Annotated in this window: 26 protein-coding genes; 18 read left to right on the top strand and 8 right to left on the bottom strand. The window is 62.1% G+C overall.

The features are described from left to right. Window positions 1-360 precede the first annotated feature (360 nt). Window positions 361-1,605, bottom strand: coding sequence for an ornithine--oxo-acid transaminase (rocD, locus tag LJY25_RS20555; RefSeq protein WP_227610348.1), 1,245 nt, complete (start codon window positions 1,603-1,605; stop codon window positions 361-363). A gap of 210 nt (window positions 1,606-1,815) precedes the next feature. Here rocD and LJY25_RS20550 point away from each other — a divergent pair, with 210 nt between their 5' ends. The 10 genes from LJY25_RS20550 to LJY25_RS20505 all read left to right on the top strand — a co-directional run bounded on the left by LJY25_RS20550 (window position 1,816) and on the right by LJY25_RS20505 (window position 9,836). Further along, window positions 1,816-2,724 carry an LEA type 2 family protein gene (locus tag LJY25_RS20550; RefSeq protein WP_227610347.1) on the top strand — a complete coding sequence of 303 codons (909 nt, stop codon included), beginning with the start codon at window positions 1,816-1,818 and terminating at the stop codon, window positions 2,722-2,724. A 148-nt stretch (window positions 2,725-2,872) separates the two neighbouring features. Further along, entirely contained in the window at window positions 2,873-3,253 is a 381-nt protein-coding gene (locus tag LJY25_RS20545; protein WP_227610346.1) for a RidA family protein, read from the top strand. Between the two features lie 100 nt (window positions 3,254-3,353). Then, the gene (locus tag LJY25_RS20540; protein WP_227610345.1) at window positions 3,354-3,536 is read left to right on the top strand and encodes a DUF5522 domain-containing protein; all 183 of its coding nucleotides are present in this window, start codon (window positions 3,354-3,356) and stop codon (window positions 3,534-3,536) included. 95 nt (window positions 3,537-3,631) lie between these two features. Then, window positions 3,632-3,871, top strand: a complete 240-nt coding sequence (rpmB, locus tag LJY25_RS20535) for a 50S ribosomal protein L28 (RefSeq protein ID WP_227610344.1) — start codon at window positions 3,632-3,634, stop codon at window positions 3,869-3,871. A gap of 149 nt (window positions 3,872-4,020) precedes the next feature. After that, the gene (locus LJY25_RS20530; protein WP_227610343.1) at window positions 4,021-5,622 is read left to right on the top strand and encodes an aminopeptidase P family protein; all 1,602 of its coding nucleotides are present in this window, start codon (window positions 4,021-4,023) and stop codon (window positions 5,620-5,622) included. Window positions 5,623-5,769: 147 nt separating this feature from the next. After that, window positions 5,770-5,952, top strand: a complete 183-nt coding sequence (gene rpmG, locus LJY25_RS20525; protein ID WP_227610342.1) for a 50S ribosomal protein L33 — start codon at window positions 5,770-5,772, stop codon at window positions 5,950-5,952. Window positions 5,953-5,959: 7 nt separating this feature from the next. Then, window positions 5,960-6,121 (top strand): DUF4295 domain-containing protein, encoded by a 162-nt coding sequence (locus tag LJY25_RS20520; RefSeq protein ID WP_227610341.1) that lies wholly within the window; start codon window positions 5,960-5,962, stop codon window positions 6,119-6,121. A gap of 241 nt (window positions 6,122-6,362) precedes the next feature. Next, entirely contained in the window at window positions 6,363-7,340 is a 978-nt protein-coding gene (gene ftsY, locus LJY25_RS20515) for a signal recognition particle-docking protein FtsY (RefSeq protein ID WP_227610340.1), read from the top strand. 267 nt (window positions 7,341-7,607) lie between these two features. Further along, window positions 7,608-8,924 carry a 30S ribosomal protein S12 methylthiotransferase RimO gene (gene rimO / locus LJY25_RS20510; RefSeq protein ID WP_227610339.1) on the top strand — a complete coding sequence of 439 codons (1,317 nt, stop codon included), beginning with the start codon at window positions 7,608-7,610 and terminating at the stop codon, window positions 8,922-8,924. Window positions 8,925-9,026: 102 nt separating this feature from the next. Next, complete coding sequence (locus tag LJY25_RS20505) at window positions 9,027-9,836, top strand: phytanoyl-CoA dioxygenase family protein (protein ID WP_227610338.1); 810 nt, start codon at window positions 9,027-9,029, stop codon at window positions 9,834-9,836. Window positions 9,837-9,954: 118 nt separating this feature from the next. On the opposite strand, the gene LJY25_RS20500 is transcribed toward LJY25_RS20505, so the two are convergent. Continuing rightward, entirely contained in the window at window positions 9,955-10,167 is a 213-nt protein-coding gene (locus LJY25_RS20500; RefSeq protein ID WP_227610337.1) for a hypothetical protein, read from the bottom strand. Window positions 10,168-10,305: 138 nt separating this feature from the next. Here LJY25_RS20500 and bshC point away from each other — a divergent pair, with 138 nt between their 5' ends. Both bshC and LJY25_RS20490 read left to right on the top strand, forming a co-directional pair. Beyond that, on the top strand, window positions 10,306-11,886 hold the full coding sequence (gene bshC, locus LJY25_RS20495) for a bacillithiol biosynthesis cysteine-adding enzyme BshC (protein WP_227610336.1): 1,581 nt from the start codon (window positions 10,306-10,308) through the stop codon (window positions 11,884-11,886). Between the two features lie 5 nt (window positions 11,887-11,891). Next, a complete protein-coding gene (locus LJY25_RS20490) occupies window positions 11,892-12,461 on the top strand; it encodes a 5-formyltetrahydrofolate cyclo-ligase (protein ID WP_227610335.1) in 570 nt (189 codons plus the stop codon). A gap of 16 nt (window positions 12,462-12,477) precedes the next feature. On the opposite strand, the gene mnmD is transcribed toward LJY25_RS20490, so the two are convergent. After that, a complete protein-coding gene (gene mnmD, locus LJY25_RS20485) occupies window positions 12,478-13,164 on the bottom strand; it encodes a tRNA (5-methylaminomethyl-2-thiouridine)(34)-methyltransferase MnmD (RefSeq protein ID WP_227610334.1) in 687 nt (228 codons plus the stop codon). Window positions 13,165-13,308: 144 nt separating this feature from the next. On the opposite strand from mnmD, the gene LJY25_RS20480 reads away from it, so the two are divergent. Then, entirely contained in the window at window positions 13,309-13,737 is a 429-nt protein-coding gene (locus LJY25_RS20480) for a thioesterase family protein (RefSeq protein WP_227610333.1), read from the top strand. Between the two features lie 79 nt (window positions 13,738-13,816). Further along, window positions 13,817-14,887 (top strand): 23S rRNA (adenine(2503)-C(2))-methyltransferase RlmN, encoded by a 1,071-nt coding sequence (rlmN, locus tag LJY25_RS20475; protein ID WP_227610332.1) that lies wholly within the window; start codon window positions 13,817-13,819, stop codon window positions 14,885-14,887. 77 nt (window positions 14,888-14,964) lie between these two features. On the opposite strand, the gene LJY25_RS20470 is transcribed toward rlmN, so the two are convergent. Both LJY25_RS20470 and LJY25_RS20465 read right to left on the bottom strand, forming a co-directional pair. Further along, window positions 14,965-16,218 (bottom strand): hypothetical protein, encoded by a 1,254-nt coding sequence (locus tag LJY25_RS20470; RefSeq protein ID WP_227610331.1) that lies wholly within the window; start codon window positions 16,216-16,218, stop codon window positions 14,965-14,967. Window positions 16,219-16,299: 81 nt separating this feature from the next. After that, window positions 16,300-17,268, bottom strand: coding sequence for a YihY/virulence factor BrkB family protein (locus LJY25_RS20465; protein WP_227610330.1), 969 nt, complete (start codon window positions 17,266-17,268; stop codon window positions 16,300-16,302). Between the two features lie 130 nt (window positions 17,269-17,398). On the opposite strand from LJY25_RS20465, the gene LJY25_RS20460 reads away from it, so the two are divergent. Beyond that, a complete protein-coding gene (locus LJY25_RS20460) occupies window positions 17,399-18,187 on the top strand; it encodes a hypothetical protein (protein ID WP_227610329.1) in 789 nt (262 codons plus the stop codon). Between the two features lie 3 nt (window positions 18,188-18,190). Here the strand turns inward: LJY25_RS20460 and LJY25_RS20455 are convergent, their stop codons facing one another. After that, a complete protein-coding gene (locus LJY25_RS20455; protein ID WP_227610328.1) occupies window positions 18,191-18,922 on the bottom strand; it encodes a DUF3891 family protein in 732 nt (243 codons plus the stop codon). A 120-nt stretch (window positions 18,923-19,042) separates the two neighbouring features. Further along, window positions 19,043-20,017: an NAD-dependent epimerase/dehydratase family protein gene (locus tag LJY25_RS20450; protein ID WP_227610327.1), complete on the bottom strand. Its 975-nt coding sequence runs from the start codon at window positions 20,015-20,017 to the stop codon at window positions 19,043-19,045. Between the two features lie 215 nt (window positions 20,018-20,232). Here LJY25_RS20450 and LJY25_RS20445 point away from each other — a divergent pair, with 215 nt between their 5' ends. After that, complete coding sequence (locus tag LJY25_RS20445) at window positions 20,233-21,279, top strand: patatin-like phospholipase family protein (protein WP_317206621.1); 1,047 nt, start codon at window positions 20,233-20,235, stop codon at window positions 21,277-21,279. Window positions 21,280-21,351: 72 nt separating this feature from the next. Here the strand turns inward: LJY25_RS20445 and LJY25_RS20440 are convergent, their stop codons facing one another. After that, complete coding sequence (locus tag LJY25_RS20440) at window positions 21,352-22,224, bottom strand: hypothetical protein (RefSeq protein WP_227610326.1); 873 nt, start codon at window positions 22,222-22,224, stop codon at window positions 21,352-21,354. Between the two features lie 181 nt (window positions 22,225-22,405). Between LJY25_RS20440 and LJY25_RS20435 the strand changes: the two genes are divergently transcribed. Together LJY25_RS20435 and LJY25_RS20430 are read left to right on the top strand one after the other, a co-directional pair. Further along, the gene (locus LJY25_RS20435) at window positions 22,406-23,395 is read left to right on the top strand and encodes a fasciclin domain-containing protein (protein WP_227610325.1); all 990 of its coding nucleotides are present in this window, start codon (window positions 22,406-22,408) and stop codon (window positions 23,393-23,395) included. Window positions 23,396-23,446: 51 nt separating this feature from the next. Next, on the top strand, window positions 23,447-24,658 hold the full coding sequence (locus LJY25_RS20430; RefSeq protein WP_227610324.1) for an alpha/beta hydrolase: 1,212 nt from the start codon (window positions 23,447-23,449) through the stop codon (window positions 24,656-24,658). Window positions 24,659-24,715: the final 57 nt, after the last annotated feature.

The following is a 24,715-nucleotide window of genomic DNA, read 5'->3' as shown; positions in this document are numbered from 1 at the left end:
GTGCTGCGGCAGCCGGGTCGGGCGGCCGGCCAGCAGCGCCTGCCTTGGTCGTAGCGGTAGCCGAGTAAGCGGAGCAGGGCGGGCAGAAATCGCAGGAGCTGCCCGGCGGCGTAGGGGAGATGGGGAAGACCGCACGTGCGGTATGACGGTCCCGGGCTGGTTGGCGTCGCTAGGCTGACCGGACGCAGCTACCGGGGTAGCGCGCAGCGGTACCGTAAAGGACTGCTGGCCCGTTCGGCAACCGGCCATTGTGGTCAGCAGAACGAGGAATCGTAAGATGAAGCCGCTACGCATCCGGATACAAAAAAGGCAGGTCGTTCCTGCTAGAACGACCTGCCTTCCTATCGGTTCAGAAAACCATTAAAAAGCGAGTATTACCTTTTCAATGATGTCGCAGGCCTCGTGCATCTGCTCCTCGTTGATGACCAGGGGCGGCGCAAAGCGGATGATGTCGCCGTGGGTAGGCTTGGCCAGCAGGCCGTTTTCCATCAAACTCACGCATACGTCCCAGGCCGTGCGGCCGTCGACGCTGGGCCGGATGATGACGGCGTTCAGCAGGCCTTTGCCGCGCACCAGCTCTACTACTTCGGGGCGGCGGGCCTGGATGCGGCGCATCCGCTCCCGGAATACTTCGCCCAGGGCCTTGGCATTGCTGATCAGGTGCTCGTCCTGGAGCACATCGAGGGCAGCGCGCAGCACGGCGCAGGCCACGGGGTTGCCCCCAAAGGTGGACCCGTGCTGGCCGGGCTTGATGGTGAGCATGATTTCGTTGCGGGCCAGCACCGCCGACACCGGCAGCACGCCCCCGCTCAGGGCCTTACCCAGGATCAGCACGTCGGCGTGCACGCCCTCGTAGCAGGTTGCCAGCAGCTCGCCCGTCCGGCCCAGGCCGGTCTGGATTTCGTCGGCAATGAACAGCACCTTGTGGCTTTTGCACAGCGCAAAGGCTTTGGCGAGGTAGCCTTCCGACGGCACTACTACGCCAGCCTCGCCCTGGATGGGCTCCACCATGAAAGCGCACACATGCGGATCCTGCAGCGCCTCTTCCAGCGCGGCCAGGTCGTCGTAGGGCACTACCTGGTAGCCGGGCATATAAGGGCCGAACCCGCCGGTGGAGTCGGGGTCGGTGCTGAAGGAGATGATGCCGGTGGTGCGGCCGTGGAAGTTATGCTCGGCGACGAGGATACGGGCCTGGTTGGGAGCAATGCCTTTTTCCTGGTAGCCCCACTTGCGGGCCAGCTTCAGGGCAGTTTCCACGGCTTCGGCCCCGGAGTTCATCAGCAGCGCCTTGTCATAGCCGAACAGCTCGCACAGCTGCTTTTCGGCGGGACCCAGCTGGTCGTTGAAAAAGGCGCGGGAAGTAAGGGTCAGCCGCTGGGCCTGCTCGATCATGGCCCCGATGATGCGGGGGTGGCAGTGGCCCTGGTTGACGGCCGAGTAAGCGGAGAGAAAGTCGAAGTAGTGCTTGCCTTCCACGTCCCAGACGTGCACGCCCTCGCCCCGGCTCAGCACCACCGGGAGCGGGTGATAGTTGTGGGCGCCGTACTGGTCTTCAAGCTGCATCAGCTCCTGGCTGCGGGAGGCGGTGGCGGATGTGGTCTGCATAAGTCGGAATGATAAAGAAGGTGGGAAACTGCCGGGGTGGGGCCGGACTCAAAACTACGCAAAACGGCCGGAAGCGGCTAAATCAGGCAATTTCACCAGCCTAACCGTCAACCCTGGCCCTGGGTTTTCGCGTACGCCTGATAAATGCCTGTAAGTCAATAGCATACTGTTGAGCTTGTTGATTTTCGCCCGATTTCACCTAACCCGCTGATGGCTACCACTTCCAACCGTGAATCCCACCCCGTACGCTGGACGCTGCTGGTCCTGCTGTTGCTGCTTGGGGCCGGCGGCTACTACTTCTACCAGAAAACCGACCAGGGCAAAGAGCTGCTCCCGACGCTGGAAAACGTGACCATGTCGGTCAACAATATCACGCCCGACGCCCTGCAGGCCCAGCTGAAAATCGACCTGCGCAACAACATGCCCGTTACCCTCAAAATTGACTCCTTCACCTACGAAACCCGCGTCGACGGCACCATGCTGGCCCGCGGCGCCAAGGACGAGCCCACCGTGCTGCACGGCGACAGCGTGAGCCACCTGCGGGTGCCGATGTCGGTGGACCTGGGCAACGTGAAAAAGAAGCTCAAAACCAGTCAGCAGGACTGCGTGGACGTGCAGATTGCCATGACCTTGTTTACCCGCCTGCCGGTGGCGGGGCCCCGGCGCATTCCCGTCACCGTAACCCGGCGGGTATATGTGCCCAAGCTGCCCAAGGTGGAGGTAGCCGACGTCGACATCAAAGACCTGGGCCTGAAAAACGGCGAGGCTGTCGTCACGCTCAAGGTCACCAACTACAACCCCTTTCCGGTTACGATCCGCCGGGTCAACTACACCTTCCGCGTCAGCGACGATATGGCCGTGCAGGGCACCGAGGAAAAAGACGTCTCGTTCCGCACCAAAGGCACCGAGCTGATGCCCATCCGGATCCACTTCGAGCCCAAGGGCTTGCCCAAGGTGGCGTTCAAAACGCTGTTCAAAGCCGAAAAGACGCCTTACAAGCTCACCGGCTCGGTAGTGGTAGCGGCCGGCAAAGGCAGCCCCAGGGACATGACCCTGAACTTCAACAGCAGCGGCAGCCTGCAGGACCTGAAGAATATTCCCCGCAAAGGCGACCAGTAGCGCTGAGGACTTCTTCGATATCAGATAGCAGAACGTAGCGCTTAGCCGGGTCTTATTGCCGAAACGACTCTGATGTCTCAACTCCAGGCCCGCAGTTCTGGCTTCACCGGCTACCTTTGCCGGGCCGGGTTTTCGCCGGCGCAACCGTATGGAAATTGTACATCATAGTGAGGCGCCCCGGGCCGTGGGGCCCTATTCCCAGGGAATCGTAGCCGGCGGGCTGGTGTTTTGCTCGGGGCAGACGCCCCTGAACCCCCTTTCAATGCAGATCGAGGCCCTCACCATTGAGGATCAGACCCGGCAGGCCCTGGCCAACCTGGGCACGGTGTTGTCGGCCGCCGGCCTGGGCCTGGCCGACATTGTGAAGACGACCGTGTTCCTGAAGAACTTCGCCGAGTTCGGGCGCATGAATGCCGTGTACGAAGACGTATTCGGCACCCACCGCCCGGCCCGCACCACCGTGGAGGTGTCGCGGCTACCGCTCGACGCGCTGGTGGAAATCGAGTGCGTGGCCGCCCTGCGGGGCTAGTTGTCAGTTATCAGTTGTCCGTTGTCAGGCTGTGCTGATAAAGCGCCCGGCAGACCAATTCTGACAACGAACAACGGACAACGCACAACGACCAACTCCGATGCCCCCCAAGCCCCAGCCCCTGCAACCCGGTGATTTCTACTTCACGCCCGACGGCCTGATGGTGTTTACCGAGCAGTATCACCGCCGGCGTGGTAGTTGCTGCCAAAGCGGCTGCCGGCACTGCCCGTGGGGTTTTTCCCGCGCAACGGGCAAGGATGCAGGCGGTTCGGCCAGAGGCTAACTCACTATTTTTCAGGGCGCCGGTTTGTCGGTATCAGACTTTTACCGATATTTGCGTCCCTTTTCCCGCATTGAACCTCATAAGTACCTGATATCATGGCCCGAGTTTGTGATTTGACCGGCAAGCGTACCCGCGTAGGCAACAACGTGTCGCACGCCAACAACAAGACCAAGCGCAAGTTCTTCCCCAACCTGCAGAAGAAGCGTTTCTACATCCCCGAGGAGGATGCCTGGGTAACCCTGAAAGTGGCTACCTCGACCATCCGCACCATCAACAAGAATGGCATCATGGCCACCTTGAAGAAGGCGAAGGCTCAGGGCTTCATCGTTTACTAGCTTTTTCGAAAGCTGGAAGCAACAACCTGGGCGAAAACCGCGACGTTTAGGCTGAACTCTTTGTTTGGCCTACCTTCCGGCCCTCGTCCCCGCCTATGCTGTCTGGCTTTCTGAAGAAAATATCCCCGTTGGTCCAAGCCGTCGTCCTGATGGCCTTGCTGACCGGACCGGTTACCGTCGTGCAGGCCCAGCGGCCCGCCGGCCCCGACCGCCCGGCCGATTTTCTGGACCCCGCCTTTCATCGGCAACGGCGTGAGCTGCTGCGGCAAAAGCTGCCAGCTCGCGCCGTTGCCGTTTTTTTTGCCGCCGCCGTCCGCAACCGGGCCAACGACGTCAGCTACCTCTACCACCCGAACCCGGACCTTTACTACCTGACCGGGTACGACGAGCCCAATGCGGTGCTGGTCTTGTTCAAGGAGCCCCAGAATATTGGCGGCAAGGGCGGCATCACGGAGGCCCTGTACGTGCAGCCCCGCGACCCCGCCCGGGAGCTGTGGACCGGCCGCCGCCTTGGTGAGGAGGGCGCCCGCCAGCAGCTAGGGCTGGCATATGTGGCGCTCAACAAGGATTTCGCCGCGGCCCCCATTGCGTGGAGCGCGTTCAGTCAGATTCTGTTTCTGGACCTGCCCACCGATGTCCGCGACGACCCCCGCGACCCCGCCGACCTGGCTAACCTGGTTTCCGCGTTCCGGCGCAAAGCCGTCATTCCGGCCGACTACAACGCGGCCCGGGCTGCCGTCTACGCGACTATTCGCAGCCAGGGCGCGGCCAACGGGGTAGCGGTGCAGACCTACCTGGAGCAGCTGGCCAAGCAGGACCCCACGCTGGCCGCCGACAGCCGGATCAGTGCCTTCCGCAAGGCCACCACCGAAACCGACCGTCGCAAAGCCGCGGCGGCTATTCCTGCTACCCGCCTGAACAGCCATTCCTTGGATGAGTGGCTGAACCAGCTGCGGGAAGTTAAGACGCCGGAAGAGCTGGCGTTGCTGCGCCGGGCTATCCGGATATCGACCGTGGCCCAGCAGGAAGTGCTGAAAGCGCTGCGGCCGGATATGTCGGAAATGGAGGTGCAGGGCCTGCATGAGTTCGTGTACAAAAAATACGGGGCCGAGTTTGAGGGCTACCCCAGTATCGTGGGAGCGGGTGCCAACGGCTGCATCCTGCACTACGAAACCAACGACAAGCCCCGCCTCGGCAACGACCTGATTCTGATGGACTGCGGGGCCGAGTACCACGGCTACACCGCCGACGTGACGCGCACGGCCCCGGCCTCGGGCAAATTCACGCCCGAGCAGCGGCAGATCTACGACCTGGTGTACCAGGCCCAGCAGGCGGCGTTTGAGAAGTGCAAGCCTGGCAACGACTTCTTCGCTCCCAACAAGGCGGCGCAGAAAGTCGTTATCGACGGCCTCATTGCCCTGGGCATCATCAAGGACGCCACCGAGATGCGCCGCTACTTTCCGCACGGCACCAGCCACTACCTCGGCCTCGACGTGCACGACCGGGGTACCTTCGGCCCGCTTAAGGCCGGCAACGTCATTACCGTGGAGCCCGGCATCTACATTCCCGAAGGCAGCCCCTGCGACAAAAAGTGGTGGAACATCGGGGTGCGTATCGAAGACGATATTCTGATAACTGCTACCGGTTGGGAAAACCTATCAGTGGAGGCCCCGCGAACGGCCAGCGCCATCGAGGCCCTGATGGCCCAGCCCAGCGTGCTTGATAATTTTAAGCTGCCCGAGCTCAAGTAAAAAGCCGGCAGCAGGGGCCTACGGGCCGACGGAACTTTCCGACCGCTTCCCCAATTAGTAAAACTTGGGTTTACATTGACTTAACTGTTTGTCAATTCCAAAAACCCTCGTACCTTTGCAGTCCTTAATCCAAAACCCCCAGTCGAGATGGCTAAGAAAGGAAACCGGGTGCAGGTAATCCTCGAGTGCACCGAGCACAAGAACTCGGGTCAGCCGGGCACCTCGCGCTACGTCACCACAAAGAACCGCAAGAACACCCCTGAGCGCATTGAGTTGAAGAAGTTCAACCCCGTCCTCAAGAAAATGACCGTCCACAAGGAAATCAAGTAATTGAGCGATGGCTAAGAAAGTAGTAGCAACCCTGAAAGTAGCAGGCGGCAAAGACTGGGCAAAGGTCATCCGCGCTGTAAAGTCGCCCAAGACCGGCGCTTACACCTTCCGCGAGGAAATGGTGCCCGTTGATAAAGTCCAGGAGTTTATCAGCACCGGCGTTAAGTAGGCTTTCGCCTTTGGTGGCGTACCGACCCTAGTGAAGAAGTCCCGCCTGCGTGGGACTTTTTTGCGTGTTGGGGTATTTGGGAGCTTGGGGTCTTAGGGTCTTGGGGTCTTGGATTTTTTGCCGTCGGCCGCGTTGCCGGGCAGAACCCTAACTTGCTAACCGTTTACCCGGCGGATGCCGGATTGGGGGCTGAACAGCCTGTTCGACCAAGTCCCCGGCACCCTAATACCCCAAGACCCCCATGGGACTTTTCGATTTTTTCAAGAAGGACAAGGAAAGCAAGGAACAGCAGCAGGCCCTCGACGAAGGCCTCCAGAAAACCAAGACCAGCTTCTTCGACCAGCTTAGCAAGGCCGTCGTCGGCAAGGCTACTGTGGATGAGTCGGTGCTCGACGACCTGGAAAGCCTATTGGTGCACTCCGACGTGGGTATCGATACCACCGTCAAGGTGATTGACCGCATCGAGAAGCGCGTGGCCCGCGACAAGTACGTGAGCACCGCGGAGCTGGACCGCATCCTGCGCGAGGAAATCGTGGAGCTGCTTGACGCCAACAGCGGCGCCACCGGCTCCCGCGCCATCCTCGACCGCGCCGACAGCCCCGGGCAGCCCTTCGTGATTATGGTGGTGGGCGTGAACGGAGTCGGCAAAACCACGACCATCGGCAAGCTGGCTCACCGCTTCCACTCGGCTGGCAAGAAAGTCGTGCTCGGTGCCGCCGATACCTTTCGCGCCGCCGCCGTCGACCAGCTCATCGTGTGGGGACAGCGCGTGGGCGTGCCCGTCATTTCCCACGGCATGAACACCGACCCGGCTTCCGTGGCGTACGACGCGGTGCAGAAAGGCGTGGAGATGGGCGCCGACGTGGTCATCATCGACACCGCCGGCCGCCTGCACAACAAGGTGAACCTGATGAACGAGCTGAGCAAGATCAAGCGCGTGATGCAGAAGGTGATTCCCGATGCGCCCCACGAGGTGCTGCTCGTGCTCGACGGCAGCACCGGGCAGAACGCCTTCCTGCAGGCCAAGGAGTTCACCAAGGCCACCGAGGTATCGGCTCTGGCCATCACCAAGCTCGACGGCACGGCCAAGGGCGGCGTGGTTATCGGCATTTCCGACCAGTTCAGCATCCCCGTGCGCTACATCGGGGTAGGAGAGAAGATGACCGACCTGCAGCTGTTCGACCGCCACACCTTCGTGAACTCCCTGTTCAAGAAGTAGAAGCCACCCAGACAACTAGTTCCCCTCCTTATCCAAGCAGGGAAGTTTACGGTGTGATTTCCCCGGTTTATTTACAAGCCCTGCCCGCGTTCAGCCGGTGGGGCTTGTGGCTTTTGGGGTAAGGAACGATCGGGGTGTGGAAAGCTGTTCGGCAATGCGTACTTTTGCACCCTCATTTTAGCGTCGCTCCGTCCGGGGCAAGTTGCTTGTCCTGAAGCCCTTTACTGCTTTGGTTGCCGAGCCGCCCCGCGCCCACATTCCCGTTTTATGAAAGTAAGAAGCCAGCAGGCCAATAAAGTCAACGTCATCACCCTGGGCTGCTCGAAAAACCTGGTCGACTCGGAAGTGCTGATGGGCCAGCTCAAGGCCAACAGCTTCGAGGTAACCCACGAGGCCGAGAAGTCCGACGCCAACATCGTGATCATCAACACCTGCGGCTTTATCGACAACGCCAAGCAGGAAAGCATCGACACCATCCTGCGCTACGCCGACGAGAAGGAAGCCGGCCGCCTCGATAAGCTCTACGTGACGGGCTGCCTGTCGCAGCGCTACAAGGACGATCTGGAAATCGAGATTCCGCAGGTTGACGCCTACTTCGGCACCCTGGAGATGCCCCAGCTGCTCAAGACCCTGGAGGCCGACTACAAGCACGAGCTGGTGGGCGAGCGGCTGATTACCACGCCCAAGCACTACGCCTACTTCAAGATTGCCGAGGGCTGCAACCGCCCCTGCTCGTTCTGCGCCATCCCGCTGATGCGCGGGCAGCACGTCGACCGGCCCATTGAAGACCTGGTGAAGGAAGCCAAGCGCCTGGCCTCAATGGGCACCAAGGAGCTGATTCTGATTGCCCAGGATCTGACCTATTACGGCCTGCAGGCCTACGGCGAGCGGAAGCTGGCCGACCTGCTCCGCAACCTGTCCGATGTAAACGGCATCGACTGGATCCGCCTGCAGTACGCGTACCCCTCGCAGTTCCCGCTCGACGCGCTGGACGTGATGAACGAGCGCAGCAACATCTGCAAGTACCTCGACATGCCGCTGCAGCACATTTCCGACAACATGCTCAAGACCATGCGCCGGGGCATTTCGCGCCGCCGCACCGTGGAGCTGGTCGACACCATCCGGCAGCGGGTGCCCGGCATTGCCCTGCGCACCACGCTGATTGCCGGCCACCCCGGCGAAACCGAGCAGGACTTCCAGGACCTCTACCAGTTTGTGGAAGAAACCCGCTTCGACCGCCTGGGCATCTTCACCTACTCGCACGAGGAAACCACCCATTCCTACACCCTGGAAGACAACGTACCGGCCGAGGTTAAGCAGGAGCGGGCCGACCTGATCATGGAGCTGCAGCAGGGCATTTCGATGGAGCTGAACGAAGCCAAGGTAGGCCAGACCTACAAGGTGCTGTTCGACCGCAAGGAAAGCGGCTACTTCGTGGGCCGAACCGAGTTCGACTCGCCGGAGGTCGACAACGAAGTGCTGGTGCCCGCCACGCCCGACACCCACGTGCGCCTCGGCGACTTCGCCACCGTCAAAATCAACGATGCCTCCGACTTCGACCTCTACGGCACCCTGGTCCGCTAGTCTGTCGCGCTGAAAACCAAAAAGGCCACCCGCAACGGTGGCCTTTTTATCTTGCCGTCGAGGACGAAAAAGCTAACCGCCATCAGCTAACAGCTAATCAGAATGAAAGCCAGAATCAACGAGCGGGACGTAGACTACCGGATTGAAGGCGAATCGGGCCGCCCCGACGACCAGGTGATGCTGGCCTCCGCCATCGACCTGACGGCCGGGCAGCCCTGGGCCGCCGAGGGCCACAGCGTGGCCCAATTCCTCGCTCCCGACGAGCAGCAGGCGCTACGGGAGGGACTGACCGAACTGGTGCGGGAGTTTATGCGCAACGCCGGGCTCAGCGTAGGAGCTGACTTTGACATCAGCCAGTACCACCACGCCGTGGGCGACAGCAAGGAGCTGCACCTGGCGGTGGTCAACCAGATCAAGGAAATCCGGCAGGAGCGGCTACCGCTGCCGGCGGCCCTGCTCGAGGCCCGGGTCGGGGAACTGTGCGGCCGGACGGTGCAGGCCCTGAACCCCTGGGACGGGGAGCGGTTTTTCCACCTGCGCATCGTGCGGCCCAACTGCGCCGACAACAATCCTCTGCACCGGGACGTGTGGCTGCCCGACTACCGCGACTGCGTCAACATCTACGTACCACTGGCCGGCAGCACCGCCGACTCTTCGCTAACGTTGGTGCCCGGCAGCCACTGGTGGCCCGAAAGCCGGACGGAGCGCACCCAGGGCGGAGCCGTGTACAACGGCGTCAGCTTCACGGTGCCGGCCGTAAAGGGTGCGGCCGAGCCCCTGCGCATTATTCGCCCTAACCCCGGTCCGGATGAAGTGCTGCTGTTCTCGCCCTACCTGCTCCACGGCGGGGCCGTCAACCTGAACCCCGACCAAACCCGCGTATCCCTGGAAATGCGCTTCTGGCCGGCGTAAGCCCTGACGCAGCTTGGCTTCGTTGACGGCGCTGGGACCGGGAGAAAAAGCAGTCATTAGGTTTCGAGGAAACGAAAACAGGTGTGCCATCAGGGTCACGGGAAATTCCTTCCAGTCCCTAATCCTGGCTCCGCCGGCTGCGGCGTCTTTTCGCGCCCCGGCTCCAGTACAGGAAGATTCCCACCACGGGTACGGCCAGCACGGTGTTAAACCAGCGTCGCTTTTCCCAGCGGCCCGGAAAGTGGCCCCGGTGAATGTGCAGCATGGTATAAATCCAGGGCAGCGGCGTCACGAGCAGCAGCCATAAGCTAAATAGTGGAAACAGATCCATAGTTGGCTGGTTTGACAGCTACTTTATAAGGGTAATACAACCGGCCGCACGGGCTGGCGCGGAGAGCCGGCGGCGGCTTTGCAACTCTCCCGTTGTTTTTGCCGAACCTTGCACCCGCAAACCCGCCCAGCAATTGCCATGCCCCTGCACTTTCTCGACTACGCCGCCACCGGCGCCTTCAGCCAGTTGGTTACCGATTACCTCCGTCAGGAACCTGGGCTGAGTCCGTTCTACCACCGGTTTCCGACCCTGGCTGGTTTTAAAGAGCAACTGGAAAAAAAGCAGGAGACCTTTACTGACCAGGACCGGCAGCGGCTGGTGACGGCGTTGCGCGAGCAGTACAGCGAGCTGGCGGATGGGCAGACAGCCGTACAGGCAAACATCGAACTGCTGGCGAAAAGCTCCACGTTCACCGTCGTAACCGGTCATCAGCTCAACCTTTTTACCGGGCCGCTTTATTTTATCTATAAGATCGTGACGGCCATCAAGCTGTGCCAGCAGCTGAAGGCCGAGTACCCCGCCCATGACTTCGTGCCAGTGTACTGGATGGCCACCGAGGACCACGACTTTGCCGAAATCAACCACTTCCACCTGTTTGGCAAGCGCTACGAGTGGCAGGCGCCCGCGGTGGGCGGCCCGGTAGGCCGCCTCCAACTCGACGGGCTCACCGACCAGGTTCTAAACCAGCTGCCCGCCGAGGTGCCCGCGTCCTTTACTGACGCCTACCGCAAGGCCGGCACCCTGGCCGAAGCCACCCGGCGGCTGGCCCATGAGCTGTTTGGCAAGTACGGCCTGGTAAGCCTTGATGCCGACACCCGGGCCCTGAAAAAAGCCCTGGTGCCGGTGCTGGAGCGCGAAATCCGGGAGCAGGCTTCCTTTAAGGCCGTGCAGTCGGTAAACGGCCAGCTCGAAGCGGCCGGCTACCACTCCCAGGTGTATGCCCGCCCGCTCAACCTGTTTTTCCTGACTTCGGACGGCAAGCGGGAGCGGCTCGAGCCGGAGGGCGACTGTGTGGCCGTGCGCAATACCAGCCTGTGCTACAGCCAGGATGAGCTGCTGGCCCTGGCCCGGGAGCAGCCCGAGCTTTTCAGCCCCAACGTGGTGCTGCGCCCGCTCTACCAGGAGCTGCTGCTGCCTAACCTGTGCTACGTGGGTGGCGGGGCCGAGGTAGCCTACTGGTTTCAGCTACGTCAGGTGTTTGCCGACTACAACGTACCCTTCCCGATGCTGCTGCTTCGCAACTCGGGCCTCTACGTGGGCAAGGCCAACGCCGGCAAAGCCCGCAAGCTGGGCCTGTCGTCGGCTGACCTGTTTCGCCCCCTGCCCGAACTGAAAAAGCAGGTGGGCGCCGCGCTGGGACAGGAGGAAGTCAGCCTGAAAGCCCAGCAGCAGGCCCTGGCCGCTACGTTTGAGGAAGTCAGCAGCCTCGCCCAGCGCCTAGACCCCACGCTGGTGAAGGCGGTGGCGGCGGAAGCGCAGAAAGCCGCCGGCGCCCTGGCCGGACTTGAAAAGCGCCTGAGCAAAGCCGCTGAGGCCAAGCACGAAACTGCTTATTCCCAGCTGTCGGCCCTCAAGGAAAAGCTTTTCCCCGGTGGCAGCCTGCAGGAGCGCACCGACAACGTGCTGTCCATCCTGATCAACAACCCCGGCTTTATCGACCAGCTTATCGCCGGCTTTGACCCGCTGGCCGGGCAGTTTACCATTCTGGAAGAAGAATAACGGCCGTGACGAAAGCCGAGCTGCGGCGCGACATGCTGGCCTGGCGCCGGGCGCTGCCCGCTGCCGAGCTGGCCGCGCGCAGCGCCGCCGTGGCCGACCGCCTGTTCGCCGGGTTCAATGTGGCGGACTTAGGCGCGGTGCACGTATTCCTGCCCATTCTCCGCCAGCAGGAGCTGGATACCTGGCCCATTATCCACCGGCTCTGGGCCGATTTTCCGGCTACACGCGTGGTCGTGCCCGTCACCCAGCCCGACGGCTCCCTGCAGCACCGGCAGCTCACGCCGCAAACCAGGCTCCTGGAGAATAAGTGGGGAATTCCGGAGCCGGCGGACGGTGCGCTGGTAAGCCCGGCCGAGCTGGACGCCGTGCTGGTGCCCCTGCTGGCGTTTGACGAAGTCGGGCACCGGGTGGGCTACGGCAAGGGCTTCTACGACCGGTTTCTGGCCTGGTGCCGCCCCGACGTGCTGCGCATCGGGCTGGCGCTGACCGGGCCGCTGCCACTTATCACGGACGTGTTTTCCGGCGACGCGCAGCTGACGGCGTGCGTCACGCCCGAGCAGGTGTATCAGTTTTGAAGCAAGACCAGGCCGTCTACAGCGGCTTGCGGGCCCGGGTCATCTCACGCTTGCCCTGGGGGCCGGCAATCTTCTCGATCTGCCAGCCAGCCGCTTTCAGGCTGCGGCGGAAGCTGCCCTTGGCGCAGTAGCTCACCAGTACCCCCCCGGGGGCCGTAGCCTCGTAAAGCCGGGCGAAAACCTCATCAGTCCACATCTCCGGCTGCTTCTCGGGCGCAAAGGCATCGAAGTAGATGACGTGGTAGGTGTCTTCCGATAAAGGCGTGTTCTGCAGGGCGCCGGCAATCTTGTAAAGCGCAAACTGCGGCGTCAGGGCCACGGGCGTGCCCCACGAAGCCGCGTGCAGCTGCTGGTGATAGTCCTGCAGCTCGGGGTTCAGCAGGTAGCGTTCCACTTCCAGCTGCCCGATTACCGACAGCGGCAGCGGGTATTTCTCAATCGTGTCGTAGAAGATGGGGTGGGTGCTGGTCAGGCTGCGCTGCAACGTCAGCAGGGTGTTCAGGCCGGTCCCAAAGCCGATTTCCAGCACCCAGACCATCCCGGTAGACTTCGTCAGTACGGGTTCCAGGCCCGCCTGCAGGTACACGTGCTGCGCTTCCTGCACGGCACCGTGCATGGAATGGTAGTGCTCGTTGAGGGATGGAACGTATAGCGTGCTCGAACCATCGGCAGTGGTCCGGACTTCTACTTTGGGTGCTGACATGGGAACAGAAGAGGAAGTGGTGGGAGAGGGAGCGTGGCGAGCAGGTCGGGAAGCGGCTGGAACTAGCATCTTTGCTGCCCGGGCCGGTGGCGCCCGCAGTTGGCAGCTGATGTATTTCCTTCCAATCTAATCCTAATCTAGGACATGGCCCGGATAAAAATAGTCCTCCCCGCAACATTCCGGCTGACGGTCGTTATTCCCGTGCGCATCACCGACCTGAATTACGGGGCGCACCTGGGCAATGATGCCCTGCTCAGTATCTTACACGAGGCCCGGGTGCAGTTTTTCCGGGAGCTGGGACTGCGGGAAGTGGACCCGGCCAGCGGCCTGGGAACCATCATGGCCGACGTGGCCATCGAGTACAAGGGCGAAGCCTTTCACGGCGACGTGCTCCACATCCAGCTGGCCGCCACCGACCTCAACAAGTACGGGTTTGATGTGGTGTACTGGGTGAAAAACCAGGACGGGCGGGAAATTGCGCGGGCCAAAACCGGCATGCTGTGCTTCGACTACAACACCCGCAAGCTCCGCCCCCTGCCGCCCGCGGTAGCTGCACAGGCGGCCATGCCGTAGCCGCCCCGGTTTACGGCTCTAGTCAATCAGCCGGCTGCCGACTGGAACCCAACGACTTTCCTATTTGTATCTTTGTACTATGATTACTCTGCCCGTCATCTCCAAGCGTGATATTCGTAAGCTCTCAGCCGATGAGCTCAAGGCCTTTATGGTGGAGCACGGCGAGAAGCCCTTCCGCGCCAAGCAGGTAAGTGAGTGGCTGTGGAAGAACACGGCCTCCTCGTTTGAGGAAATGAACAACATTTCCCTTGCTACCCGGGAGCTGCTGGCGCAGCACTTCGTTATCAACGGCGTAGCCGTGCAAAACCAGCAGCTCAGCAACGACGGCACCATTAAGTCGGCCTTCCGGCTGTTCGACGGCAACATTGTGGAAGGCGTGCTTATTCCGCACGACACCCGGATGACGGCCTGTATTTCGTCGCAGGTGGGCTGCTCGCTTACCTGTAAGTTCTGCGCCACCGGCTACATGGACCGCAAGCGCAACCTCGACGCCGCCGAAATCTACGACCAGGTAGTGCGCATCCGGGAGCAGTGCGAAAGCCAGTACGGCACCCCGCTCACCAACATCGTGTACATGGGCATGGGGGAGCCCCTGCTCAACTACGCCAACGTGGTGGAGAGTGTGCGCCGCATCACGGCTCCCGACGGGCTGAACATGGCCCCGCGCCGCATCACCATCAGCACGGCCGGCATTGCCAAGATGATCAAAAAGCTGGCCGACGACGACGTGAAGGCCAACCTGGCTTTGAGCCTGCACGCGCCCAACGACACCAAGCGCAACGAAATCATGCCCATCAACGAAGCCAACTCCCTGGCCGCGCTGAAGGACGCCCTGCAGTACTATCACCAGAAGACCGGCCGCAAAGTCACTTACGAGTACATTGTGTTCGAGAACTTCAACGACACCACCCAGGATGCCGAGGAGCTGTTCCAGATCAGCAAGTGGCTGCCCTGCAAGGTGAACCTGATTGAGTACAACCCCATTTCTAACGCCGACTACCGCAACACCGGCGACGATAAGCTGGTAGCTTTCCACAAGTACCTGGCCGACCGGGGCGTGCAAACCAACGTGCGCCGCAGCCGGGGCAAGGACATCGACGCCGCCTGCGGACAGCTGGCCGTCAAGGAAAAAGCCGAGGTGGCTGCCTAAGCGCCAACGGGTTCAGAAGCAAAAAGAGAAGCCCGGCTGCAGCAGCCGGGCTTCTCTTTTTGCTGGAAATGAAAAGGCTACCTGGCCTGCCCGAAATGAAAGGACAGGTCGCCGTAAACCGGAATAAAGTACAGGAACGTCAGCGCGTCCTGGTTGGCGGCGTAGTCGTAGTAGTAAGCCGAGCCCAGGGCGAGGCTGACGCGCGACCAGTGAAAGCGCGCCCCGTAGAGGCCGCCGGCGAAGGTGTCTTTCGTAGTCAGGAAATAGTTTTCGGAAATCAGGGAGGTGCGGCGGCTGATGCGGGCCATGCCGCCCACTACCACCACGGGCGACTTATTGATGCCGTCCTTGCCGGAGATGCCATAGCCCAGGCCAAAGGTCAGATTGCGGTCGGCGGTGCCGTAGGTAGCCAGGCCGTAGCCGATGCCGAAGCCTTCGCCCTCGCCGTTGGAGCCCACCGGAGCCCGGGCGTAAAGTACGCCCCCCCCGAGATTCACGTTTTCGGAAACCGGGAAGCTGGCCTTGGGCGTTACCGAAAACACCTGCTGGGAAAGCGGCACCCCGGGCAGAGCCGTCGTCAGCACGCCTACGGAGATGTTGTCGGTGATGCCGTAGTTGACTCCGAGCAGCACGACGTTGACAAGCTGCGCGTAACCCTCGCCCTTGCGCAGGTTGCGGGCGGTAGGCGAGAAAAGCATGCGGTTGCCGTTGCCGATGCTGGGCCAGTTTGCCCGGCGGCTGCTCTGGACTGCGGCCTGGTTGCCGGCTACCTCTGCCATGCTGCGCACGTCGGTTCGCTGCACGGTTACGCGCCCCAGGTCCTTTGTGTCGAACTCATACGTGGTCAGGCTGAGCGTGACCAGAGTGCCGGTGAAGACGGTGCCTTTCAGCAGCTCCACCTTGTAGTCGCGGCCGAGGGTGGGGTCGGGGCCCGTGGCGGCAGGAGAGGCGGCCGAAGCCGCGCGGCCGGGAGCCGGGGCGGCCGAAGCCGCAGTGCCCAGCTCTTTGGCCCGGTTCTCAATCGACTGGCGCACCGCCCGGTACTGGTCTTTGGTAAAGGGCAACTGGGCCGTGCGGCCGTCGCGCAGCACGCTCCACAGGGTAATGGCGCTGTCGGCCTGGAGCTTCTGGTAAAAGCGGGCTTCCTCGAAATTATCGGCCGGGTACTGCGGGAACAAGCCGTAAGTGGCCTTTTCCCGGGCGTCGATGACGTCGCCCACCAGCGGACTTACCGTGAGCTGGCGGGAGTTATCGGGAGCCTGCTGGGCCCGGGCAGGCAACGCCAGGACGGCGCTGAGTGTGAGCAGTAAGACAGGAAGCAGCGTGCGCATAGCAGTTTGGAGGAATAAATCTTCCAAACTTACCCTTTTAGCTGCAAATGATGCTACACTAGACCTTCCAGGCCAAACCAACTACTTGGCAAACCGCCCGGTGGAGCGGGGCCGGCCGGTGGAAACTTCCTGGTGGGTTTCTCCTTCGGGTACTTCCCGGATTTCGATGCGTACCGCGTGGGCCTTGGGATGCACCTGCTGCCCGTAGGCATCGGCATATTCCTGGGTGAACTCCGCGCCGAAGAAGATAATCAGGGAGGAGTAGTAAATCCAGATCAGCAGGATGATGAGGGAGCCGGCCGCCCCAAAGGCCGATCCCGGGTCGGAGGTGGAGATGTAGAGCGCAATCAGGAACTTGCCCAGCACGAACAGGGCGGCGGTAATCAGGGCCCCGATCCAGACGTCGCGCCAGCGGATGACGGCATCGGGCAGAAACTTGTAGATCATGGCAAACAGCACCGTCGTTACGCCGATGGACAGCAGGAAGTCGATGGCGCGGATGAAGACAACGGCCAGTTCCGGCAGCAGCCGTTGCAGGTAGTCGGTGAAAAACGTAAGCATGGCGCTGATAACGAAAGAGATGAGCAGGAGCAGCGCCACGCTCAGAATCAGGCCAAAGGAAAGCAGCCGGTCACGCACAAACTGCCAGATGCCGTTGCGGGGCTTCACCTTCAGGTTCCAGATGCTGTTGATGCTTTCCTGCAGGGTCACGAAGAAGGTGGTAGCGGCAAAAATCAGCGTGCCAATGCCCACCAGGGCCGCCATCCCGCTTTTCTCCTGCTTATGAAAGTTGCTGATCGACTCCTGGATGGTTTTGGCCGCCTCGGGCCCTACAAAGTTGTCGAGCTGCTGAAAGAGCTTACCCGACACGGCCTCTTCCCCGAACAGGGCCCCGGCTGCCGCAATGACGATGAGCAGCAGTGGGGGCAGCGAGAAGATGGCGTTGTACGCCAGGGCCGCAGCCAAACGCAGGGAGTTGTTCTCCATGAACTCGTTGGCCGTGGTTTTAAGAATGGTAACGATATTGCCGGGAGAGAATTGGGTTGCCATACGGAAGCAGTGGAAAAGGAAAGCTGCCGGTAGTACGGGCTATATAGCGGTTACGTTCTGTCAACTGGTCCGTATAGACCCTCATTCCCCTGCTGCGGCACTCCGTCCGCCGGCTAATTTTCTCTTGTTGATGAAAAATCTGCTTTCCCTTATTGCGCTGCTGGGCCTGCTGGCCGGCTGCCGTACCTCCGGTCCCGGCCGTAGCACCGCCATTGCCTACCCGCCCGCCGCCGGCTTCGACCTGACCGGTTCCGACCCCCGGGCCGTAGCCGTGGCTGATACCGTGATGCTGCGCATGGGCGGCTACCCCGCCTGGGAAAAGGCGCGGGTGTTTGCCTGGAGCTTTTTCGGGGGGCAGTACCAGGTATGGGACAAGTATACCGGGGACTTTCACTGGGAAAAAGACACCCTGGTGGCCAACTACAACCTGAACAGCCGGGAGGGCAAGGTGTACAGCCGGGGGCAGGACATCAGCGCTACCCCGGCCGGCAAAAAAGTGCTGGACCGGATGTACCCCATCTGGATCAACAACTCCTACTGGCTGCTGATGCCCTTCAAGCTCAAGGATTCGGGCGTAACGCTGGGTTACAAGGGCCTGGGGCAGACCCAGGCCGGTGCGCCGGCGCACGTGCTGCAGCTCACCTTTAAAAACGTGGGCGTGACGCCTGACAACCGCTACGAGGTACTGGTAGGCCGCAAAAGCGGGCTGGTGGAGGAATGGGCCTACTTCGACAAAGCCACCAATACGGAGCCGGCTTTCCGGAGCAAGTGGGGCGACTACCAGCCCCACGGCACCCTGCTGCTGGCCGCCGACCGCAGCCGGGCCAGCCGCGCCGCCCGCCTCGACGACATTGCCGTGCTCGATGCCCCGCCGGCCGGCGTGATGACCAGCACCACCCCGGTCAACAGGCTGAAGTAGCTTTTATTCCTGCCGGAACTCCCAGCGCAGAATCCGGATCGGGGCATCCTTCAGGGCGGCGGCCAGCTCTTTGTCGGTGCTGAACTGCAGCTGGTGCAGCTCACTGGCTTCCACGCTGACGGTAAACGAGGGGAAGGCGAAGGGCCAGGGGGCCACCGTAACCGGGGCATCCGGGGTGACCCGCACCACGTCGTAGCGCCGCCCGTCGGGTCCGGCGCTGATTTCCAGGGCCCGACCCATTTCGGGCAGCTCCTGCCGGCACAGAATCAGGGAAAGCCGGTCGCACCACTGCATCAGGTCGTAGGCCTGCCGGGCTTCCTTTTTCGACAGCCCCAGCGCCTTGCGCCATTTCTCCTGTCCGGCCAGCTGCTCGTCGAGGAAGGCGTCGGTTTGCTTTTTCTGGCCCCGTAGGCTTTCGTACAGAAAGCTCATGTGCATGCTCGTGAGGAGGCTGCGCCACTGCCCCTGAAACCGGGCGGCCTTCATTACGCCGGTAGCCTGCTCCAGCGAGAATTCCTTCATGGTGAAGTTGGCCGGCGCCCCGGCGGGCGTGAGACCATAGTGCCCGTCCCACTGCCGCTGCTCGTCGTCGTGCTGGGCAATGGCGGCCAGCAGGCCCACCCACCGGTCGGTGGGGCCAAAGGGGAGCCAGTGCCAAGCCAGCTGGGCCGCCAGCAGGGCGTGGGCCTGCTGGTAGATTACCTGCCAGCCGTCGGGAGTCGGGTTTACAATCATGGGTCGGGGTTCGGAATCAGGTACGCATTGAGTTGGGCCGGGTTAGCTCTCCAGGCATAACCAAAAAGAGCCCCGCGGTAGGGCGGGGCTCCGTTTGACTGAGTAAGATTTTATCCGGTGCTACACCGAAACCGTCAGCTGCTGCTTCAGGTTTACCAGCATATCATCGGTCATGCGGTCCAGGTCGTAGTCGGGCTGCCAGCTCCACTGCTGCCGGGCCGCGGTGTCGTCGATGCTGGCGGGCCAGGAGTCGGCAATCTGCTGGCGGGAGTCGGGCTGGTAGGAAACCTGAAAATCGGGGTAGTGGCGCCGGATGCTGGCCGTCACCTCGGCCGGGCTAAAGCTCATGGCGCCCAGGTTGTAGGACGAGCGGATGTTGATCTGGTCGGCCGGGGCGTGCATCAGGTCCAGGGTGGCCTTGAGCGCGTCGGGCATGTACATCATGGGCAGGTAAGTGTTTTCCTGCAGGAAACACTCGTAGCGCTGCCCGGTCACGGCCTTGTGGTAAATGTCGACGGCGTAGTCGGTGGTGCCGCCCCCGGGCAGGCTCTTGTAGCCGATCAGGCCGGGATAGCGCAGGCTGCGCACGTCGAGGCCGTGCTTGCGGAAGTACCACTCGCACCACTGCTCCCCGGCCAGCTTGCTGATGCCGTACACTGTGTTGGGGTTCATCACCGTAAGCTGGGGCGTGTTGGCGCGGGGCGTGTCGGGGCCGAAAACGGCAATGGAGCTGGGCCAGTACACCTGCTGCACGCCCAGGTCCACGGCCGCATCGAGCACGTGAAACAGGCCATCCATGTTGAGCTGCCAGCCAAACTTGGGATTCTTCTCAGCCGTGGCCGAGAGCAAAGCGGCCAGGTGATAGATCTGCTTGGGCTTGTAGCGGCGCACGACTTCTTCCAGGCGGTTCTTGTCCAGCACGTCGAGCAGCTCAAACGGGCCGGATTCCTGCGTGGCCTCGTCTTTCGGAGGCCGCACGTCGGCCGCCACCACGTTGGAAGCGCCGTAGCGCTGGCGCAGTTCGTGGGTGAGTTCCAGGCCAAGCTGGCCGCCGGCGCCGATGACGAGAATAGTGTCGCTGGGAGTTGTCTGCATGTTGTGGGAAAGGGAAGGACGGGTGGGAATGGGAAGGTAAAGATACCGGACGAACCTTTACCGGCGTTGGCGGCTGCCTGGCTTCCCGCGTACGCAAACAACCCGGTTTTGGCTGTTCGCTACGGGTTGCCGACGGATAGCGGCGAACCTGCAACCTTTACGGGCCGGCGGTTATCGAGAAAGCCAACGGCCACCAGCTATCTGCCCTTCGCCTCATGAGTAAACTTCGCTTTCTGACTTGCCTGCTTTTGCTGCTGCCCCTGCTGAGCCGGGCCCAGCCGCCGGTGCGCTACCGCAACCTCGTGATGGAAGGCGGGGGCATCCGGGGCATTGCTTACGGCGGCGCGCTGCAGGAACTGGAGCAGCAAGGGGTGCTGGCCGGCATCCAGCGCGTGGGCGGCACCTCGGCGGGCGCCATTCAGGCGGCCCTGCTGGCGGTGGGCTACTCCGCCAGCGAGATTATCAGCATCGTGAACAGCACGCCGGTGCAGCGCCTCAACGATGGCCGCTTCATCTTCGTGGGCGGCAGCACCCGGGTGCTCAAGCAGTACGGCTGGTACCGGGGCGACGAGTTTGCCCGCTACCTGAGCGAGCTGGTGGGCCGCAAGACCGGCAACCCCAACCTCACCCTGGCCGAACTGCACGCCCGGGCCGGGAAAGGGCAAGGGCGCGACCTGTACGTCACGGGCACCAACCTCACCAAGCAGCGCCTCGAAGTTATCAGCTACGAAACCCACCCCCGGCTGCGCGTGGCTGATGCCGTGCGCATCTCGATGAGCATCCCGCTGTACTTCCGGGCCGTGCTGCTCGACGAGCAGGGGCAGGTCGTGAAAAAGCCGGCGAAGAATCAGGCGGTGGATGTGCTGGTCGATGGCGGCCTGCTGGCTAACTACCCGATCGACCTGTTCGACCAGCCGCGCTTTCTGCCCGCGGGCACGGCCCCGGCCGGCGGCCATTGGAGCAACCCGGAAACCCTGGGTTTGCGCCTCGACCGGCCCGAGCAGATTGCCTACGACGTGCGGCCGGGCGGGCGGCAGCAGCTGGCTCCCTACACCATCACCAACTTCCCGTCCTACGTGGGGGCACTCTACACCGTGGCCATCGAAAATCTGAATCCGCCCCGGCCCGAAGACTGGGCGCGGACCATCAGCATCAGCACCAAAGGCTTCAACCCCCGCATCAAGCGCGTATCCGACGCCCAGAAGCAGCAGCTCATGGACAGCGGCCAGCAGGGCGTGCAGGAATTCTTCAGGCGCCCCTGAGGCGTTGGGCCTCAAGCTAGCTTTTGGTCCCGTATTTACAAATCCAAGACCTAAGGCCCTAAGTTCTAAGACCTAAAAATTATACGTGATGCCGGCCGAGTAGCCCGTGGACTTGCCCACGTTGCGGCCCGAAACGTAGGACGTCGCGCCCAGCGAAAGGCCGATGCCCTTTGCCAACGGGCGGAACACGCTGGCTCCCAGGCGCACGTAATCGACGCGGGTGGCGGGAAAGAAGTCGTTGAAGCCCGGGCGCAGGATGTCGGTGCCCGAGCTGCTTGACTCCTGAAACGAGGCATAGGCGTCGGCGTAGATCTTGCGGCCGGCATAGCCCACCTTGGTTTCGGCAATAAACGCATCCGGCACCGGGCCGGTGCGGTAGCTGTAGCCGGCCTGCCCGGTCAGAAACACGCCCGAGGTGGTTTTGAGGTGAGCCACGCCCACGGTGCTGAGCTTGGTGGCCCGGTTGCCGATGGCAATGATGTAGTCCAGCCCCTGCTCGTTCTTGTAGTTGCTCAGCGGCGTGCTCACGCTGACCACGCCCAGCAGATCCAGGATGCTGTTGCCGACCTGGGTGGAGTAGGACTTGAACTTAAGCAGGCCGGTGATATCCTGCAGGTCGGCGCGGCTCTTGGTAAAGCCCACGGCGTTGAACTGCCCCTCCGAGCGGATATACGGCACGCTCACCACCAGGTCGATCTGGTCAGTGACGCCGTAGGTGCTGTAGAGGTTAAGCGACGAAACCCGGATTTCCTTAAAGATCGGGACTTCCTCGGCATTGGCCGGCACCAGGAAAACCTTCCGGTAGCCTTCCACGGTGCCGGAAATTACGGCGGTGCCGTGGCCCTTGCCCATCATGAAGCCCGACACCAGGCTCTGTGCCTGCGTACGGCCGGCCGCAAGGCCCAGCAAAGACGAAAGAAGTGCAAGTGTGTAGGCGTGTTTCATGCAGGCAAGGCGTTGAGCAACAGTTAAGGCGATAAATCAGGCAGTCAGCGGCCAACCTACGGGAGCCCTTGCGAAGCGGATTTATTTTTCTAACCTAAATCCGGATTTATTGTTGAATCGTTTGTCAGGTTCCAGGAAAAATCCCCTTTGATCAAGACCGCCCGGCTCCAATCCCCGAACCATGAAAAGAAGTTTACCCCTGCTGCTGGCCCTGGCCCTGACCATAAGCAGCTGCGACAAGCGCGACGAGCTGGACGCTTCCATTGCCGGCATTGCCGTCGCCAACCCCGACTTCAGCGTGCTGGAAGACGCCGCCGTCCGGGGTGGCCTGGTCGGTACGCTGACCGAGAAAAACCGCAATGACCCCAGTGGCAACTTCACTGTGTTTGCCCCGAACAACGCGGCTTTTGCCCGGCTGGGCCTGCGTAGCGCATCGGACCTGCTGGTTTTGCAGCAGCCCTTCCTGACCCAGACCCTGCTGTATCATACCTCGAACGGCAGCTTGGTGGGCGACTACCTCACCCCGGGCACCACGGCACCCTCTCTGCTGGGCCCCCCGCGGCGGTTTATCACCCGCAACAACGTGCTGTACGTGAACGGCTCCCGGGTTCTGGCGACGGATATCAAAGCAGCCAACGGCACCGTTCATGCCATCGACAAGGTGATGCTGGCCACCGGAGCCGACATCGTGCAGTCGGCGCTGGCGCTGCAGACTTCCAAAGTGTTCGTGCAGCCCGAACTGACTTACCTGGTGGAGGCCCTGGTCTACTGCGACCTGGTTCCGGCCCTGACCGCCTCAACCGGCAGCCCCTCCTTCACGGTGTACGCGCCCACCGATGCGGCCTTCAAAAACCTGTTCCGGGCCCTGAGCACGCCCACGATGACGCTGGAAACGCCCGCCGACATCCGCAAGCTGTCCAAGGCCACCGTGACGAACATTCTGCTCAACCACGTGGTAGCCGACGGCGGCAGGTTCACCTCGGAACTGCCCGAAAATACGTCGGTTGCCTCTCTGGGCGGTCCGGCGCAGCCGGTTCGGATTGGCCCGTTCACCGACGGCACCCTGACGTTGCGGGGCGTGAACAACACCATCCCGGCCAACATGGTCATCCCCGATATCCTCTGCACCAACGGGGTTGTTCACCTGATCGACCAGGTTTTGCTGCCCTAGCTTATATTCGGGGGGCGGCTTTCACACCGGGCCGGCTTCGCTTTTCCGATTATGCGTACGTTCTTCCGACTGTTCTTACTGGGTAGCCTGCTGCTGACGGGCTGTCCGGCTGACGTGCTCGCCCAGTCTTCGGGAAGCCGGCCCGCCGGGTACCGGGAAGAAGTGGTCTTCTTCACCAACACCGTTGACAACATTCGGTTTTCGGCCAAGCTGACGATTCCGACGGGCAAAGGCCCCTTTCCGGCGGTGGTTCTGCTTTCGGACATGGGCGCCCAGGACTGGGATGCCAGCCTCGGGGCCTACCGCCCGTTTGCCGCCATTGCCGACTACATGACCCTGGAAGGCATTGCGGTGCTGCGCTTCGACGACCGGGGCGTGGGCCGCTCAGGCGGGGACAATACAACCGCCACCACGGCCGACCGGGTAAAGGATGTCCAGGCTGCGGTGAACTACATGCGGACCAGATCAGAAATCGATGCAAACCGGGTGGGCCTCCTGGGACATGGCGAAGGCGGCAATGTAGCCCTGCTGACCGCGGCCCAGGCATTGTCGCCGGCTTTTGTGATTACGATGGCAGCCTCCGGCGTGGTAGGCCGGGAGTTGCTGGCGCGGCAGCAGCTTAGCCTGCGCCGGGCCGGAGAAGCCGACACGACCCGGGAGGGCTACGCCCGCCGCCAGCAGCTGGCCGAGCTGGAGCTGCGGAAGGAGGCCGAGAGAATGCGTGCCGAGGGCGCCAACTCCGCTCAGATTCAAACCGCCATTGCCCAGCAGCAGATTCGGGCGCGTAATGCCGCTCAGAAGCGCATCGAAGCTGCTTCCCGCCGCCAGCTGGCCATGTTTGAGATTATCCGTCAGATGCCTGACAACAGCCAGGCGGAGCCCATTGTCGTAAATATGCTGCGGCAGTCAAATCCCGACCTGCCCCTGGAGCGTCTGCAGACCACTGCCGGCCTGCTGCTTACGCCCTGGTACCGGTCCTACCTCGACTTCGACCCAACCCCGGAGCTGGCCAAGGTGAAGTGCCCCGTGCTGCTGCTGCACGGCGAACAGGACGTTGAAGTGGCCCTGGCGGCCAACCTGCCCCCGCTGGAGAAGGCGCTGAAGGCCAACAAAAAGGTACAGGTGCGGAAGCTGCCGGGCGTAAACCATCAGTTTCAGGCCCCCTCCTCCGACTGGCCGCTGGTAACCGGTCAGCTCCAGCCTATTATTTCGCCCCTGGCCCTGGAAACCATCCGGGACTGGATCCGGCTGCAGGTGAAGTAGGCGGGGTGAGGGTGCCATTCAAATTCAACTGCCTGATTTGGATTGAGTTGGTCGACG

Origin of the sequence: Hymenobacter translucens, assembly GCF_020685205.1 — a bacterium.
GTDB classification, from domain to species: domain Bacteria; phylum Bacteroidota; class Bacteroidia; order Cytophagales; family Hymenobacteraceae; genus Hymenobacter; species Hymenobacter translucens.
Note: the sequence above shows the minus strand (reverse complement) of the source record. Positions and strands in the feature narration are given on the sequence as shown.